Source organism: Bhargavaea ginsengi, from assembly GCF_900109165.1.
Lineage (GTDB): Bacteria > Bacillota > Bacilli > Bacillales_A > Planococcaceae > Bhargavaea > Bhargavaea ginsengi.
Genome location: NZ_FNZF01000004.1, coordinates 1 through 15,019, shown reverse-complemented (window position 1 = coordinate 15,019; position 15,019 = coordinate 1). Strand labels below are relative to the sequence as shown.

The window sequence follows — 15,019 nt, the reverse complement described above, 5'->3', positions numbered from 1 at the left end:
AATGGGACAATGGGAACGGTTTCTCGAGCCTTACAAGCAGGCGGTCGATGAACTGAAGATCAAGCTGAAAGGCATGCGGACGCAGTTTGCAACCGAGATCGAGCACGCGCCGATCGAGTTTGTGACAGGCCGTGTAAAACCGCTCGCGAGCATTTACGACAAAGCGCTTGAAAAGGGAATCCCGTTTGAGCCGTCGGATTTGCTGGCGTCGGAAATACCCGATATTGCAGGATTGCGCATCATGTGCCAGTTTGTGGATGACATCGGAGCAGTCGTCGAAAGTATCCGGCGGCGCAAGGACATGGTCGTGACTGAAGAGCGTGATTATATTTCGAAAAATAAGCCGAGCGGCTACCGCTCCTATCACATGATTGTCGAGTACCCTGTCCAGACAATCCACGGGGAAATCGCGATACCGGTTGAAATCCAGATCCGGACGCTTGCGATGAATTTCTGGGCGACGATCGAGCATTCTCTGAACTATAAATATAAGGGGGATTTTCCGGAAGTGATTAAGGAGCGCCTGCAAAGTGCAGCGGAAGCGGCCTTTTCACTCGACGAAGAAATGTCGAAGATCCGTGACGAAATCCAGGAAGCCCAGCGCTATTTCAGTGAATACAAGAGTGATTCAAGAAATGACCTAAGGAAATCCGGAAAAGGAGGCGATGAAGGATGAAGTACTCGATCCAGTCCAGGGGCGATGATCTATCCAACGATCTTGCGGCACGCGCAAAACAGTACCTGAATGACTTCGGCCTCGAGTATGACGAGAAGGCACCCGATATCGTTTTGACCATCGGCGGTGACGGAACGCTTCTCCATGCCTTCCACCGCTACCGGGACAGGCTGGCGGATACTGCGTTTGTCGGTGTTCACACGGGACATCTCGGCTTTTATGCAGACTGGCAGCCGCCGGAAATCGAGAAGCTCGTCATCTCAATCGCCAAGCATGACTATGACGTCATCGAGTATCCACTTCTGGAAGTGGCGATCCAATACCGGAACGATATGAACGATGCGGTCTATCTCGCCATGAACGAATCCACCGTAAAGTCTCCGGACGTTACGCTCGTCATGGATGTCGAGCTGAACGGCATGCCGTTCGAGCGTTTTAGGGGGGACGGGCTTTGTGTTTCTACGCCTTCGGGAAGTACGGCCTACAATAAGTCGCTGGGTGGAGCGATCATCCACCCTGCACTGCCGGCCATGCAGCTGACGGAGATGGCGTCCATCAACAACCGGGTGTTCCGTACTGTAGGCTCCCCGCTTGTTCTGCCGGCCCATCACAGTTGTGTGCTGAAACCGGTGAAAGGCCCCGACTTCATGGTGACGGTTGACCATCTGCACCTTCTCCACAAGGACGTCAAGACGATCAGCTACAGGGTTGCGGATGAACGCGTGCGCTTTGCGCGTTTCCGTCCGTTCCCGTTCTGGAAGCGGGTCCACGACTCCTTTATTGACAGCGATGTCCTCTGACCGCCGCTACCGTCTTTCGTTCACTGTGGAAGCGGACGGTGTCGTATTAAGGGACTTCCTGGCGGAATGCGGGATCTCCCGGAGGACGCTTACTGCGGTCAAATACAAAGGCGGGAACATATTCGTGAACGGTGAGGAAAAGACGGTGCGCCATAAACTGGAGGCAGGAGACGGGGTCACCATCATTTTCCCTCCGGAAAAACCTGCGGAAGGGCTTTTCCCGGAAGAGGGCAGACTTTCAGTGATCTATGAGGACGAGGCGCTGCTTATTCTGGACAAGCCTGCCGGACAGGCGACCATTCCTTCCAGGGATGCGCCCTTAGGCACCCTTGCCAATTTGGTAGCCGGGAAGTTCATGAAAGACGGAACGCCGGCGACGGTACATGTCGTCACCAGGCTCGACCGAGAAACATCGGGAATCGTATGTATCGCAAAAAACCGCCACATCCATCACCTCATGTCAGAGAAGATGAAGGCGGGCGGCGTTCTCAAACGTTATGAAGCAATCGCTGGCGGCGAGTTCAAGGAGCGGCACTTTTTCATCGATGAGCCGATTGGCCGCAAGGATGGGAGCATCATCGAGCGGATGGTTCTTCCCGGAGGTCAGCGGGCTGTAACGGAAGTACGGGTGATCGAAACAGCAGGGCTGCCCGGGGATGAGGTTTCCAGGGTGTCGGTGATTCTCCATACGGGAAGGACCCACCAGATCCGTGTGCACCTTGCCCATATCGGCCATCCGCTTGAAGGGGATACGCTTTATGGGGGCAGCACGAAGCGGATCGGACGCCAGGCGCTCCATTGCGCCGGGTTATCTTTCAGCCATCCGCTTACCGGGGAACCGATTGCCATCAGCAGCCCGGTGCCGGCAGATATGCTTGCGGTGGCCGGCTTTCACAGGTGAATGGAGGAGGTCAGGTGAAATCGCTGAATTTCTCCGGCTGGAAAGGTTGTCGGGATGGGACACTGACCACTGTTTTTTCGGGGTAGCGGAGTGCGCTCAGTTTGCCGCCGAACACACAGCCCGTATCGATGTTGACCGTATTATTCACGAAACGGCATTCGGAAACCGGGGTATGGCCGTAGACGATGAAGGGCTTTCCTTTATAGTGTTTTGCCCAGTCCCGCCTTACAGGACGTCCGTCCGACAGCGTCTCGCCGGTGATGTCCCCGTACAGGGCAAACGTACGCAGCCGGCTTCCGTCTTTTCTGCCGATCAGGTCTTCGCGGATTCCGGCATGGGCGATGATCAGTTTCCCATCATCCAGCATTTCATAGAGCGGGAGCGATTCGTAGAAGCGGATATAGCGCTTGCGGATATGCTCCCGCTCCTTGCCTGAAAGGGCACCCAATTCCGCAACAGTCGTTTCCAGTCCATGCTTTTGCTGGACGTTATTGCCGAGCATGTACCGGTATAGTTTGTTGCAATGATTTCCCGGGGAATAAATCAGCTGACCGGCGTCCTGGAGGGTAAAGAGGAATTTAAGAATTTCGACCGACTTCGGGCCGCGGTCCGTCGCATCACCTACAAATGCAGGCTTTCGGCCATCGGGATGGACATACCGACCGTTCTCCATATGGTATCCGAGCTTGCCGAATAGCTCCATAAATTCATCAAAGCAACCATGAAGGTCCCCGAAAATGTCCAGTTTCAACATGATAACACCCCATTCAGCATTGTTAATCAGGAATCGTCTTATCTTGAGTCTACCCCGGACAGCCGTCCTCCAACGCGTTTAAGGGAGATTTGCGGAATGTCAGTATTGAAAGGAGGGCTCTACATGCCGGAAGCACTGAATGAGCAGGAAGAAACCTATATCGACGAGGACCTGGTTACACGATTATTGGAAGAGGGGGATCCGGAGGCATTCAGGGATGAGTTCCTCGCAGGCCATCCGTATGACCAGGCAAAGTACTATGAAAAAGCCGGTCCGGAACTCCGGAGGAAAATGTATGAATTCCTTTCTCCGAAGGAACTCGCGGAGATTTTCGAAGTATCGGAGATTGAGGACGATGAGTTTGACGCATACCTGGATGAGATGGACACGCGTTATGCCGCGGACATGTTCGCCGGCATGTACGCAGACAACGCGGTCGATGTGCTTAACGAGCTCGACAAATCCAAAGTACTGACCTATCTGACTCTCATGGATGACGAGGCTGAAAGTGAAATTAAAGACCTTCTGCACTATGAGGAATATACGGCCGGATCGATCATGACAACGGAATACGTCACAATCCCCGAAAATTCGACGGTCCGCTCCGCGATGACCATTCTCCGGAACGCGGCACCCGACGCCGAAACTATTTATTATATTTTCGTCACCGATGATGAGAACCGCCTGGCGGGCGTTGTGTCGCTTAGGGATATGATCATCGCGGATGAACATGCAATTGTGTCGGACATTATGAATGAGCGGGTTGTCAGCGTCCTAGTCAGCGAGGACCAGGAAGAAGTTGCTCGGATGATGAAAGATTATGACTTCCTGGCAATGCCTGTGGTCGATTTCCGGCAGCATCTGCTCGGGATCATCACAGTCGATGACATCATCGACGTTATTGAAGAAGAAGCTTCAGACGACTACTCCAAGCTTGCGGGTGTATCGGACATGGACACCATCGACCGGAACCCGCTCGCGGCGGCCAAAAAGCGTCTGCCATGGCTGATTTTGCTTACTTTCCTGGGGATGGTGACGGCCAACCTGATGGGACGTTTTGAACAGACCCTCGATCAGGTCGCACTTCTCGCAGTCTTTATCCCGCTTATTGCGGGAATGGCCGGCAACAGCGGGACACAGGCGCTTGCTGTCGCTGTCAGGGGAATCGCTACGGGCGATATCGAAGGCGAAAGCAGGATGAAGCTTCTCGCGCGGGAAGCGGGAACAGGACTGATCACCGGAACGGTGTGCGGCATCTTTGTCGTCGGGCTGATTTACTTTTGGAAACACGAGCTCGTCCTCGGGCTTTTGGTCGGCGTGGCAATCGTCGGTTCAATCTTCGTAGCTACGCTGGCCGGCTCCTTTATCCCGCTATTGATGCACCGGCTGAAAATCGACCCTGCGGTCGCATCCGGCCCGTTCATCACGACGCTGAATGACATTATCAGCATTTTGATTTATCTTGGGCTTGCTACGGTATTCATTTCCCAGCTGTGACAGTTGGGCACCACCCGGCATAGGATGGGGGAAAAAGGATGTGAGCCCATGGCAGAACGTGACGGAGGGCCATTGCTGTTTGTGGATGCGCCGCCTGTTTACTTTGTTTCAGAGCCGGTCTATAGCCGCGAGGCGGTGGAGGAGGAGGTTCTGGCAGAGGAAGAAGTTGTGGAAGAAAGCACATCGGTGTATGAATTGCCGAAGCGGCCCGAAGAGACGGCCCGTTTGCTCACACAGCTCCGGTTTCTGTCACGCCCGTTCCAGCGGGAAGTGTACCGGCCAATCCAGTTCCGTTTAAAAGACGGAACTGTAATCAACGGTGAAATTTTGAATCTCGAGGAAAGCAAAGTCGCTGTCAAGGGCATCAACGAAGAAAAAATCGAAATGGAATTATCCATCGATGATCTGGATGCCATCTGGTGGAAAGGAAAACCTTTTCCGTATTAAAGAACCCAAATTGTAAACCCTGAAAGCTGACGGAAATCCGTCGGCTTTTTATTTTGGCTCTGTTAATGGATGATATTGATATTTAGCTGTTGATTGGAGTGAAGGGTGGCGACTCCTGCGGAAAAGGAAGTGCGGAGAGACTTCGCAGAAGGCTTGATGCCTTCCCCGCGGAAAGCGTCCGCCCGTAACGGAAAGCAACACCATTCTATAACAGAGCCTTATTTTTGGGCGGAAGCTTTTCGAAGCACATAAAAACACCGCCCGGTTGATTCCGGACGGCGGGACACTTTGCCTTTTCGATTACATGCAGATATCGAGGAAAGCATCTGCCACACATTCGATCGCACAGAAGCAGCGGATATCCACCGTAATGCATCGGCTTGTCGCTTCGAATCCATCGCCATCCTTAGTCAGGAGTCGAAGCGTTACGCAGCATTTGCCGACGATTTCCTCAATCCGGAAGAAGCAAGACTTCGGTCCTGTAGGATTGCACGGATATGCGCTCAAGCTGAACGGGCAACCATCTTTCGAGTAGAGAACAATCACACGTGTATCAATCGGTGTAGTTGTCGGATTCACAAGGCCGCCAAGCGGGGTAGTGAAGCAGCTATTGCAGCCCATGCACTCATCGGCACCTGCATCCTGAATGTCCTTGATTGCGCGAACAACGTCGCACAAGCAGTGGTCGAAGGAAGAGGATCCGGCGGTAAAGTCTTTCTTATCACCACAGCAGCTCATTTCTGAACACCTCCTCCCTTTTGATCTCTGTCTACCATATGCGCTCTGAAAAGGGGTGTCCGGGCGAACGCACAGCCTGCATAGCTGTAAGTGTGCATAACTGTAAGTGGTGGTGGACATACTAAGAGAAAAACGGGAGGTGGAGCCGTTGAAACGATTGGCAGCTTCTGCCGGGCTGTGCCTGCTGGTCGCCGGCTGTGGAGCCGGCGGAGAGGAGATCCGGGTTTCAGGCGGAGAACCCGAAGACAACCGGAAAGTGCAGGAAATCCTCGGTGAAGAGGAACAGATCACATCGGCCGTGGCGGTCTTTGTAAAAGAAGACCTTTTGGTGGGCGTGGAGGTCAGCCCGTTTAACCGATACCGCAAAGCGAAAATCGAAGAAGAACTGACCGGCAAGATGGAAAAAGCATTTCCGGATGAGACAGTCACCCTTTCTGCGGATCTGAAGATCTACTGGGAGACGGACAAGCTGGAAGAGCTTGAGGAGGAAGATAAGTTGCATAAAAAAGTTGAAACAATCAAATCCCTCTCTAAGGAAGAAACCTGATGGACCGCCAGGCGTATACACAGTTGGAGCAGCAGACCACGCCCAAGACGCCGCTGGCCCTGAATTTGCTGAAGGCATTTGTGACAGGCGGAATCATCTGTGCCATCGGGCAGGGCATCATGTATTTTTATATGTACTTCTTTGACTTTACAGAGCGGACTGCAGGCAATCCGACAGTTGCGACAATGATTTTCATCGCCATGCTTTTGACCGGATTCGGAAAATACAAACGGATCGCCCAGTTTGGCGGGGCGGGTTCCGCCGTGCCGGTGACCGGATTCGGAAACGCCATGATTTCAGCTGCGATTGAGCACCGGACAGAGGGCTACGTTCTCGGGGTCGGCGGAAATATGTTCAAGCTTGCCGGATCCGTCATCGTTTTCGGTGTCTTTTCCGCATTTGTGGTTGCGCTCATCAAAACGATCCTAGTGAAGTTCGGGGTGGTCGGATGGTAGCCAGGGGTGTAATTCGTTTTGCAGGCAGGCCTATAATCCGTGCGGCTGCTGTGGCAGCGGGACCTGCGGAAAAGAAAAACAGTCCATTCAGCCCTCAGTTTGACCGCCTATATGACTCAGAGCTTTGCGGCCAGAAGACGAATGAGCAGGCTCACCGGCAACTCATCGAAGATGCGTGCGACCTTGTGCTGAACAAGGCTGGAAAAACGATCAGCGATGCGGATTATCTGGTGTGCGGGGATCTCGTGAATCAGATGACACCTTCCAACTTTGCCGCCGCCTCAACGGGACTGCCATATGTGGGGCTGTTTTCGGCCTGTGCGACTTCCACTTCTGCCCTTGCCAATGCGGCCCTGCTTACGGAAGCGGGGGCAGCCTCGCTGGTGCTGGCGGGAGCGGCCAGCCATCATAATGCCATCGAGCGTCAGTTTAGGTATCCGATCGAATATGGTTTCAAGAAGCCGCAGAATGCCCAATGGACAGTGACGGCAGCTGGGATTGCCGCAGTTACTCCTCACGAGAAGGGCTATCCCGGAATCGCTCAGGCAACAGTGGGCCGGGTCGTGGACTATGGCCTGACCGACCCGTTGAATATGGGAGCGGCAATGGCACCCGCCGCATTCGATACTTTCAGAAGGCATCTGGAAGCTGCCGGGACTGCACCCGAAGACTATGACGTCATCATTACCGGTGATCTCGGTGCGATCGGTACACAGCTGTTCCTTCAGATGGCTTCAGAAGCAGGATACAACGCCGAAGGGGAAAGGTGGAGAGATGCAGGGAAAGAATTTTATGGGGGAGACTCAGCATTCTTTTCCGGTGCAAGCGGGGCGGGCTGTTCAGCCGCCATATTTTTTTCCGATGTGTATAACCGGATGATTGAAGGGGAATACAGCCGGGCGCTTCTGATGGCCACCGGCGCCCTTCTTTCCCCGCTTTCCTTCCAGCAGGGGGAAAGCATCCCGTGCACCTGCCATGCGATTGAATTGGACATGGGAGAGGGGGCGGAAAGATGATGGCTGCATTTGTCATTGCTTTTGTCGTCGGCGGACTGATCTGCGTGATCGGTCAGCTGCTGTTTGATGTCGCCAAGCTGTCCCCGGGCCATACATTATGCCTCCTGGTCGTCTCAGGCGCGATTCTCGACGGGTTCGGACTCTATGAACCGCTGATCGACTTTGCGGGGGCCGGGGCAACGATACCAATCACCTCTTTCGGGAATTCCCTGACGCACGGCGCCCTTCAGGAAGCGGAAAAGCATGGTCTTGTAGGTGTCATTACCGGTATGTTTGAAGTGACGAGTTCGGGCATCAGTGCCGCAATCCTTTTTGGGTTTATCGCCTCACTGCTGTTCCGTTCCAAAGGACGCCCCTAATAATGCCCGGCTGCCCGTTATAGAGGCAGCCTGGTTTATGTTTCCCCAACGTCCGGGCAATCGCCCTTTCCCCCATTAGGGTACCGCCATACCTTACAAGGAACAGGAAAGGGGGGAGTGCAATGTTCGGTTACGGTTATGGCGGCGGTGGCGGCTACGGCGGTGGCTGGGGCTGCGGTTATGGTGGCGGTGGCTACGGCGGTAAGTCCAGTGGCGGTTCGATGTTCGTGCTGATCGTCATCCTGTTCATCCTGCTGATTATTGTCGGCAAAAGCTACAACTGCTAAGGAGGAGACTGGATGAACGAGTCGCTCTTCAAGAAAATCGAGAACAAGACCGGTGTCTCGATGGACGAATTGTTTGCGTTGGCCAATGCGATCCAGCACGCCAATTTCCAGGATGAGCGGCAAGTAAGGAAGATCATCCGGAAAGTCGGGCGGCTGGCGAAGAAAGATGTTTCACAGCAGCTCGAGGACCAGATCGCCGCATCCATCCTGAAAAACGGCAATTCCCTGAATGTCGGGGATATCCAACGGATGATCGATAAAAACGGCTGAGCCGCAAAATAAAAATCCGCGTCAGACAAAGTCTGCGCGGATTTTTCAATTATACCGATTTTTCCATGACGCGGTGCGGGATGCCTGCATCCATGAATTCCGGAGAGGTCACCATGTAACCGATCTTTTCATAAAACGGGACGGCATGGTTCTGTGCGTTGAGCCGGATTTTGCTGAGCCCGGCATTCCGGGCATGCTCTTCCAGCATCACCATCATCTGCTGGCCAAGGTGCTGGCCGCGGTATTCGGGCAGTACACAAACCCGTTCAACTTTTCCGATGCTGTCACCGATGTCCCGGATCCTGCCGGCGGCAATCGGCCGTTCGCCGTCATATGCGATGAAGTGAACAGCTTCGTCGTCCAGCTCGTCCAGCTCGATATGGATGGGCACGCCCTGCTCCTCAACAAAGACCGCCTTACGGACGGTAAAGGCATCCTCGCGTTCCGTTTCGGTCGAGGCGAGCTTCAGGCTGACCATCTATCACTCATCTCCCGACAGTGTAAAGGTTTCGTACACAGTCCACGGACCGTCCTCAAGCTGGTAGAGGAGATGGACGCGATCGATCGTCTCTTTATGCTCAAAGTTGTCCATCTTGACCTGGCCGATGATATCGTCATGCTCGCCGTCGGACATTTTTTGGGCGATCGTGATGTGGGGCACGTATGGATGATTTTCGATGTTTTTGATGAAATCGAGACTGAGGGCCTCGCGAAGTGCAAGGATTTCATCATTCGGTTCAATCTTGAGGTAAATCGCATTTGTGATCGGGGCAAACGTGCTTGCCCTCATCACTTTCAGTTCGAACGGTTTTTGTTTGGCAGCGACCTCAAGGAGTTCGGCTGCCGCTTCCTTCATTTCCTTCCCTTCGAGCGTGAACGGCCCCACGACAGTCATATGGGGCGGAATCAGGGCGTAGTGTGCATCATAGCGCTTTCGGTATGTGTTGGTCCTGTCCTGCAATTCTTTTGAAGGGAATGCAACGATTCCGTATTTCATGCGAAGGCCTCCTTTTATGTGTTCTCCCTTAAGGATATCAGAAAGTTCACCGATTGGTTAATCTTCACTTTCCGAAAGCAAACCGGATGGCTCGTTCGAGATCTTTCTGCCAGTATTTCCAGGTGTGCTTGCCATCAAATTCTTCATAGAATGACGAAAACCCTTTTTTCTCTATCAAGTTCCTCAGTTTTCGGTTCGGATTCAAAAAGTCATCGATTTCCCCTGTGGTGGTCGGGACTTCGGTCTCGCCAGTTCCGATCACCTGATAGATATCGAAAGCAGAGGGTTCCCGAACCGATTCGACAGCATCCATGACCTGGTCATCGACATAGGGGGAGTGGCAGACGACTTTGCCGAAACTGTTCGGATACTTGCATGCAGTCATCAGAGAGACCGTGGCTGCGAGAGAATCACCGATGAGGCCGCGTCCCGCCGCCATTTGGTACGTCGGAAACTCGGCATCGATGAACGGAACGAGCTCATGGGCGATAAACCGGATGTAGTCGCTGTTCCGGTCGCCGTCGGGATGATACATCCTTCTGCGTTCGCTGACGCTCTTGTAGGGGACACCTACGACGATGAGCCGCTCGATCGCATCTTCCTCGTACAGTTTTTCAAGCAGCCGGGTCATCCGTCCGTACTGAAAATAGTCTTTTCCGTCCGATGCAATCAGCACCGAGTGTTTATATAGGTCGGAATAGTTCTCGGGAAGATAGACAAGCAGTTCCATCTCTTCGCCGAGCGCTTCGCTTTTAAAAGTCAATTCGTTGATGCGTCCTTTTTTCAAACCATATCCTCCTCATGTAACGTATAGGTAAAATTGTAGCATACTGAATATTGCAGGTATAATGTGTGCATGCGTCCAGCAAAGAAAGGGGAAGTTGTCATGTTTGACCAAAGCAGGAAAGTCCCGTCCGCAACAGTCACGAAAGCCGCAAAAGATGCCCTCACACGCCGCGGGGTCAGCATCGAGGCCATTGCCAAAATCGTCTATGAGATGCAGGCACCATACAATGATGGGCTGAAGCTTGCCCACTGCATCGAGTCCGTGGAGAGCGTTCTGGAAAAACGGGAAGTCCAGCACGCCCTGCTCGTCGGGATCGAGCTTGACGTACTCGCAGAGAAAAAGCAGTTGTCCGAGCCCCTTCAGTCGATTGTCGATTCGGATGAAGGCCTCTTCGGGGTGGATGAGACAATTGCACTTGGTGCTGTCTACACGTACGGCAGCATTGCGGTAACCACCTTTGGCCACCTCGACAAAAACAAAATCGGCGTCATCAACCATCTTGACACGAAAAAGGGCATCGGTGTGCATACTTTCCTGGATGATCTTGTCGCCAGTGTGGCTGCATGCGCATCATCCAGGATTGCTCACCGGACCCGTGATCTTGAGGAAAAAGGGGAAACTTTCAAGGAGCTTCCGCCGGAAGAGACGGCGCCGGAAAGCAATGTGGACGGGGCCCAGTAAGAATGTCAACGTTTTCAAGAAAGCGTTGACATGCGAAAATAGTCTCAGTAGAATGAAAACTAGTATGAACAACTAAATAGAGAAGGGGAGGATTATCCATGAAAAAGAAATTCCGATTTTTGTCTATCATCGGAATCATTTCGCTATTTATGCTGGCAGCTTGTGGGAGCGGCGACAGTGCCGACAGCGGCAGCAGTGAGGGCGGAGGAGACGAAGGTTCAAGCGATGTCAAGTTCCTCAGTATCCTGACTGGTGGAACACAGGGCACATACTACCCGCTCGGAGGTTCATTCGCGGAGTTCATCTCGGAAGAGACGGGCATCAAGACAACTGCGGAAAGCTCCCAGGCTTCTGCAGCCAATATGACTGCGCTTGCTGATGACACAGCGGAAATCGCATTCGTCCAGACGGATATTGCTTATTACGCCAATAAAGGTGAACTGATGTTCGACGGACAGGCGATTGACAATGTTTCCGCGCTCGGTGCGCTTTATCCGGAAACGATCCAGCTTGTTACGACGGAAAAGTCAGGTATCAAGTCTTATGACGACCTGAAGGGCAAGAAAATCTCTGTAGGCGCTCCGGGTTCCGGTACGTATGCAAATGCAGAGCAGCTCCTTGAAATCCACGGTCTCACAATGGATGACATCGATGCGCAAAACCTGGACTTCGGCGAATCGACAGAAAGCCTTCAGTCCGGCCAGATCGACGCGGCATTCATCACTTCCGGTACACCGACAGGAGCTGTTGAAGGCCTGAACGCAACGACACAGGTCTACATCGTTCCGGTTGAAGATGCCAAAGCAGATGAACTGATCGAAAAGTATCCGTACTATGCAAAAGATACGATTGCTTCGGGCACATACGGTCTGACAGAAGATGTTCCGACTGTATCCGTAGGAGCAATGCTCGTCATTCAGAACGACATTCCGGAAGATGTTGTTTACGACATCACGAAGGCCATCTATGAAAATACAGATAAGATCACGCATGCAAAAGGACAGCTGATCAAAGCTGAAAAAGGCCTTGAGGGCATCGGTATTCCTGTACACTCGGGTGCACAGAAATACTTCGACGAAGTAAACGGCAACTGATTTCGCCGTAACATGCAGTGAAGCGATGAAGCCGTGCTTCATCGCTTCACTTTGTTCTTTTTAAATGGCCGGATCATAAAGGGGGGGGACGTGATGCGGAAAGTGCTGGGCACTGCATTGCTCATGGTGTCATTTACATGTGTTCTCGCAGTCCCGTTTTCAGACGCCTTTGTGTTTACGGAGACCCGCTCGGGCAATCCGGCCATCCACTACATACGGCAGACGGAAGAGGACCGATTCGTCATCCGCTATACCCATTCAATCCATCTGACGGACGTGATTGAAACCTATGAGGTGACAGATGATAGCAGAATCCGTCTTCTCCGGATGGAATACGAGGACCTTGCAATCGGCATGCCAGGCCATGCGGAGGAAGGGGAGACCTTCACCGCTGAGGATGGCCGATACACGCTTGCGTATGAAAATCGTGTACTCGACTCGTTTGTCCTATTTGTGGCGGATATCGATACGGACCTCGAATTCCGGTGCGGCGGACACAGTTATGATTTGAAGAAACTGTTGGAGCGGGGATCTTCTTACCGTTTTGAATCAAGAAAATTGTCCCTACTGGAGTTATTGAAAGGAGTGAATATGAATGGCGGATGAGAAATCATTGAGGGAAGAGCAGAATCTCCAGCTGTCCGAGGAAGAGCAGCAGGAGCTGCTGAAAAAATATGACCCGGAATCCAACACCCGTGACGTTCGGGGGATTATGAAGAAAATTGTTTTCTTCGGTCTTCTGGCTTTTTCTGTTTTCCAGCTATACACCGCGATTTTTGGACAGTATACAGCCTATATCCAGCGCTCTGTCCACCTGGGTTTTGCCCTGTCTCTTATTTTCCTTCTGTTCCCGTTTCGCCGTAAATCGGCCAAAAAGAACAGAGTCCCGTTTTATGATATTATCCTGGCGCTGCTTTCGATTGGCGTCGGCCTGTACTGGCCGCTGCAATACGATGAATTGGTCATGCGTGTCGGACGGGTGACCGATCTCGATATGACAGTCGCCATCCTGGCCGTCTTACTGACCCTCGAAGCCTCACGGCGTGCAGTCGGCCTGCCGATTACGATTATCGCCTCGGCATTCCTGATCTATGCGTTTACCGGACCATACTGGCCAGGATTCCTGGCGCATCGCGGACAGGACCTGACGGCACTTGCCCAGCTGATGTTTTACACGACCGACGGAGTGCTCGGTACACCAATCGGAGTGTCGGCCACGTTCATCTTCGTCTTCCTTCTTTTCGGGGCCTTCCTCGTAAAAACAGGTGTGGGTCAGTACTTCAACGATTTGGCTGTGGCATTGGCCGGGAAACTGACCGGCGGCCCGGCGAAGGTGGCTATCTTCTCAAGTGCCCTCCAGGGAACCATATCCGGGAGCTCTGTAGCTAACGTGGTGACTTCCGGTTCGTATACCATTCCGATGATGAAGAAGCTTGGCTACCGCAAAGAGTTTGCCGGGGCGGTAGAAGCCTCGGCTTCCACCGGCGGACAGCTCATGCCGCCAATCATGGGAGCAGCGGCATTTCTGATGGTCGAATTCATCGGCGGCATCACTTATTGGGAAATTGCAAAAGCCGCTGCTATTCCCGCGCTGCTTTACTTCTCGGGAATCTGGATCATGACACATTTTGAGGCCAAACGGGTCGGGCTGTCCGGTCTTTCGGATGACCAGCTTCCAAACCGAAAGGAAGTCTTGAAGAAGATTTATCTTCTGACTCCGATTCTTGGAATTATTATCTTCTTGCTCGTCGGTATCCCGACAATGCAAGCCGCGCTTTGGGGAATCGTACTGACGATTGTCGTCAGCGCGTTCGACAAACAGACCCGCCTGAACTTCAAGGACATGATTAATGCCCTTGTTGACGGGGCACGGACAGCATTGGCTGTTGCGGCTGCAACGGCATGTGCCGGCATCATTGTCGGTGTCGTTGTCAAGACCGGTCTAGGTCTGAGCCTGGCCAACGGACTGATTTCAGCCTCAGGCGGCCATCTCTTCCTGACACTGTTCTTCACTATGCTCGCGGCGATCGTTCTGGGAATGGGCTCACCGACAACGGCGAACTATGTCATCACTTCGACGATTGCGGCTCCCGCCGTCATCGCCCTGCTCATGATCGATGAGCCGTCAGGCGCAGCAGTACCGGTTGTTGTAGCTCTATCTGCGCACTTGTTCGTATTCTACTTCGGAATCATTGCAGATATCACACCTCCGGTCGCACTCGCAGCATTTGCAGCATCCGGAATATCTGGAGGAGATCCGATCCGGACAGGGGTCAACGCGGCGAAACTCGCGATTGCAGCGTTTATCATCCCGTATATGTTCGTCTATAACCCCGCGATGCTGATGATTGATGCAAGTGTCCTTGAAATCGTTTGGGTGACCGCAACAGCATTAGCCGGTATGATCGCGGTTGGTGCAGGCTTCGTCGGCTTCTGGTATCGCAAACTAAACTGGCTGGAGCGTATACTCGCTCTTGTGGCTGGCGGCATGCTGATTTTCCCGGAAGGCATGACCGACGTATTCGGATTTGCCCTGTTCGTCATTCTTCTCGCCATCCAGTTTGTGACTAAGAACAAAGGTGGCAAGCAGACCATTTCGACTGCATCCTAAAAGACAGAAGGGGCTGTCCAATAAGTCCCCAAAATAAAGCAGGCGGAGAAAAACGAGTTGTTTTTTCTCCGCCTGTTTTTGTTTTTTATGTTTTTTGCAGAA

20 protein-coding genes are annotated in these 15,019 nt (G+C 52.8%); 15 read left to right on the top strand and 5 right to left on the bottom strand.

Annotated features, from left to right (window positions below):
- Position 1: 1 nt before the first annotated feature.
- Genes BMX91_RS11215 through BMX91_RS11205 form a run of 3 tightly spaced genes read left to right on the top strand, consistent with a single transcriptional unit; the run spans position 2 to position 2,377 of the window.
- Positions 2-676, top strand: coding sequence for a GTP pyrophosphokinase (locus BMX91_RS11215; protein ID WP_092054086.1), 675 nt, complete (start codon positions 2-4; stop codon positions 674-676).
- Positions 673-1,476 carry an NAD kinase gene (locus tag BMX91_RS11210; protein WP_092054082.1) on the top strand — a complete coding sequence of 268 codons (804 nt, stop codon included), beginning with the start codon at positions 673-675 and terminating at the stop codon, positions 1,474-1,476. The genes BMX91_RS11215 and BMX91_RS11210 overlap by 4 nt, the downstream gene beginning before the upstream one ends.
- Entirely contained in the window at positions 1,466-2,377 is a 912-nt protein-coding gene (locus tag BMX91_RS11205; protein WP_092054078.1) for an RluA family pseudouridine synthase, read from the top strand. The genes BMX91_RS11210 and BMX91_RS11205 overlap by 11 nt, the downstream gene beginning before the upstream one ends.
- 10 nt (positions 2,378-2,387) lie before the next feature.
- On the opposite strand, the gene prpE is transcribed toward BMX91_RS11205, so the two are convergent.
- Positions 2,388-3,128 (bottom strand): bis(5'-nucleosyl)-tetraphosphatase PrpE, encoded by a 741-nt coding sequence (gene prpE, locus BMX91_RS11200; protein ID WP_092054674.1) that lies wholly within the window; start codon positions 3,126-3,128, stop codon positions 2,388-2,390.
- A 126-nt stretch (positions 3,129-3,254) separates the two neighbouring features.
- Here prpE and mgtE point away from each other — a divergent pair, with 126 nt between their 5' ends.
- Both mgtE and BMX91_RS11190 read left to right on the top strand, forming a co-directional pair.
- Positions 3,255-4,628, top strand: coding sequence for a magnesium transporter (mgtE, locus tag BMX91_RS11195; protein WP_092054074.1), 1,374 nt, complete (start codon positions 3,255-3,257; stop codon positions 4,626-4,628).
- 48 nt (positions 4,629-4,676) lie between these two features.
- Positions 4,677-5,075: a hypothetical protein gene (locus BMX91_RS11190; protein ID WP_092054069.1), complete on the top strand. Its 399-nt coding sequence runs from the start codon at positions 4,677-4,679 to the stop codon at positions 5,073-5,075.
- 300 nt (positions 5,076-5,375) lie between these two features.
- Here the strand turns inward: BMX91_RS11190 and BMX91_RS11185 are convergent, their stop codons facing one another.
- The gene (locus tag BMX91_RS11185) at positions 5,376-5,813 is read right to left on the bottom strand and encodes a CotY/CotZ family spore coat protein (protein ID WP_092054066.1); all 438 of its coding nucleotides are present in this window, start codon (positions 5,811-5,813) and stop codon (positions 5,376-5,378) included.
- Between the two features lie 148 nt (positions 5,814-5,961).
- Here BMX91_RS11185 and BMX91_RS11180 point away from each other — a divergent pair, with 148 nt between their 5' ends.
- The 6 genes from BMX91_RS11180 to BMX91_RS11155 all read left to right on the top strand — a co-directional run bounded on the left by BMX91_RS11180 (position 5,962) and on the right by BMX91_RS11155 (position 8,747).
- A complete protein-coding gene (locus BMX91_RS11180; protein WP_092054063.1) occupies positions 5,962-6,360 on the top strand; it encodes a hypothetical protein in 399 nt (132 codons plus the stop codon).
- Positions 6,360-6,815, top strand: a complete 456-nt coding sequence (gene spoVAC / locus BMX91_RS11175; RefSeq protein WP_092054060.1) for a stage V sporulation protein AC — start codon at positions 6,360-6,362, stop codon at positions 6,813-6,815. Before BMX91_RS11180 ends, spoVAC begins: the two co-directional genes overlap by 1 nt.
- Positions 6,809-7,831: a beta-ketoacyl-[acyl-carrier-protein] synthase family protein gene (locus BMX91_RS11170; RefSeq protein ID WP_092054056.1), complete on the top strand. Its 1,023-nt coding sequence runs from the start codon at positions 6,809-6,811 to the stop codon at positions 7,829-7,831. The genes spoVAC and BMX91_RS11170 overlap by 7 nt, the downstream gene beginning before the upstream one ends.
- Positions 7,828-8,190 (top strand): stage V sporulation protein AE, encoded by a 363-nt coding sequence (gene spoVAE / locus BMX91_RS11165; protein ID WP_092054052.1) that lies wholly within the window; start codon positions 7,828-7,830, stop codon positions 8,188-8,190. Before BMX91_RS11170 ends, spoVAE begins: the two co-directional genes overlap by 4 nt.
- Positions 8,191-8,312: 122 nt before the next feature.
- On the top strand, positions 8,313-8,477 hold the full coding sequence (locus BMX91_RS11160; RefSeq protein WP_092054048.1) for a YjcZ family sporulation protein: 165 nt from the start codon (positions 8,313-8,315) through the stop codon (positions 8,475-8,477).
- Between the two features lie 12 nt (positions 8,478-8,489).
- Complete coding sequence (locus BMX91_RS11155) at positions 8,490-8,747, top strand: stage VI sporulation protein F (protein ID WP_092054045.1); 258 nt, start codon at positions 8,490-8,492, stop codon at positions 8,745-8,747.
- Positions 8,748-8,796: 49 nt separating this feature from the next.
- On the opposite strand, the gene BMX91_RS11150 is transcribed toward BMX91_RS11155, so the two are convergent.
- The 3 genes from BMX91_RS11150 to BMX91_RS11140 all read right to left on the bottom strand — a co-directional run bounded on the left by BMX91_RS11150 (position 8,797) and on the right by BMX91_RS11140 (position 10,531).
- Complete coding sequence (locus BMX91_RS11150; RefSeq protein ID WP_092054041.1) at positions 8,797-9,225, bottom strand: GNAT family N-acetyltransferase; 429 nt, start codon at positions 9,223-9,225, stop codon at positions 8,797-8,799.
- A gap of 3 nt (positions 9,226-9,228) precedes the next feature.
- Positions 9,229-9,744, bottom strand: a complete 516-nt coding sequence (locus BMX91_RS11145; RefSeq protein WP_092054038.1) for a 2'-5' RNA ligase family protein — start codon at positions 9,742-9,744, stop codon at positions 9,229-9,231.
- A 64-nt stretch (positions 9,745-9,808) separates the two neighbouring features.
- On the bottom strand, positions 9,809-10,531 hold the full coding sequence (locus tag BMX91_RS11140; protein ID WP_092054032.1) for an alpha/beta hydrolase: 723 nt from the start codon (positions 10,529-10,531) through the stop codon (positions 9,809-9,811).
- A 99-nt stretch (positions 10,532-10,630) separates the two neighbouring features.
- Between BMX91_RS11140 and BMX91_RS11135 the strand changes: the two genes are divergently transcribed.
- The 4 genes from BMX91_RS11135 (at position 10,631) to BMX91_RS11120 (ending at position 14,917) form a co-directional block, all read left to right on the top strand.
- Entirely contained in the window at positions 10,631-11,212 is a 582-nt protein-coding gene (locus tag BMX91_RS11135; protein ID WP_092054028.1) for a phosphatidylglycerophosphatase A family protein, read from the top strand.
- Positions 11,213-11,310: 98 nt separating this feature from the next.
- Complete coding sequence (locus tag BMX91_RS11130) at positions 11,311-12,306, top strand: TAXI family TRAP transporter solute-binding subunit (protein WP_092054026.1); 996 nt, start codon at positions 11,311-11,313, stop codon at positions 12,304-12,306.
- Positions 12,307-12,399: 93 nt separating this feature from the next.
- Positions 12,400-12,912, top strand: a complete 513-nt coding sequence (locus tag BMX91_RS11125; protein WP_092054022.1) for a DUF1850 domain-containing protein — start codon at positions 12,400-12,402, stop codon at positions 12,910-12,912.
- Positions 12,902-14,917 carry a TRAP transporter permease gene (locus BMX91_RS11120; protein ID WP_092054019.1) on the top strand — a complete coding sequence of 672 codons (2,016 nt, stop codon included), beginning with the start codon at positions 12,902-12,904 and terminating at the stop codon, positions 14,915-14,917. Before BMX91_RS11125 ends, BMX91_RS11120 begins: the two co-directional genes overlap by 11 nt.
- The last annotated feature ends 102 nt before the right edge of the window (positions 14,918-15,019 follow it).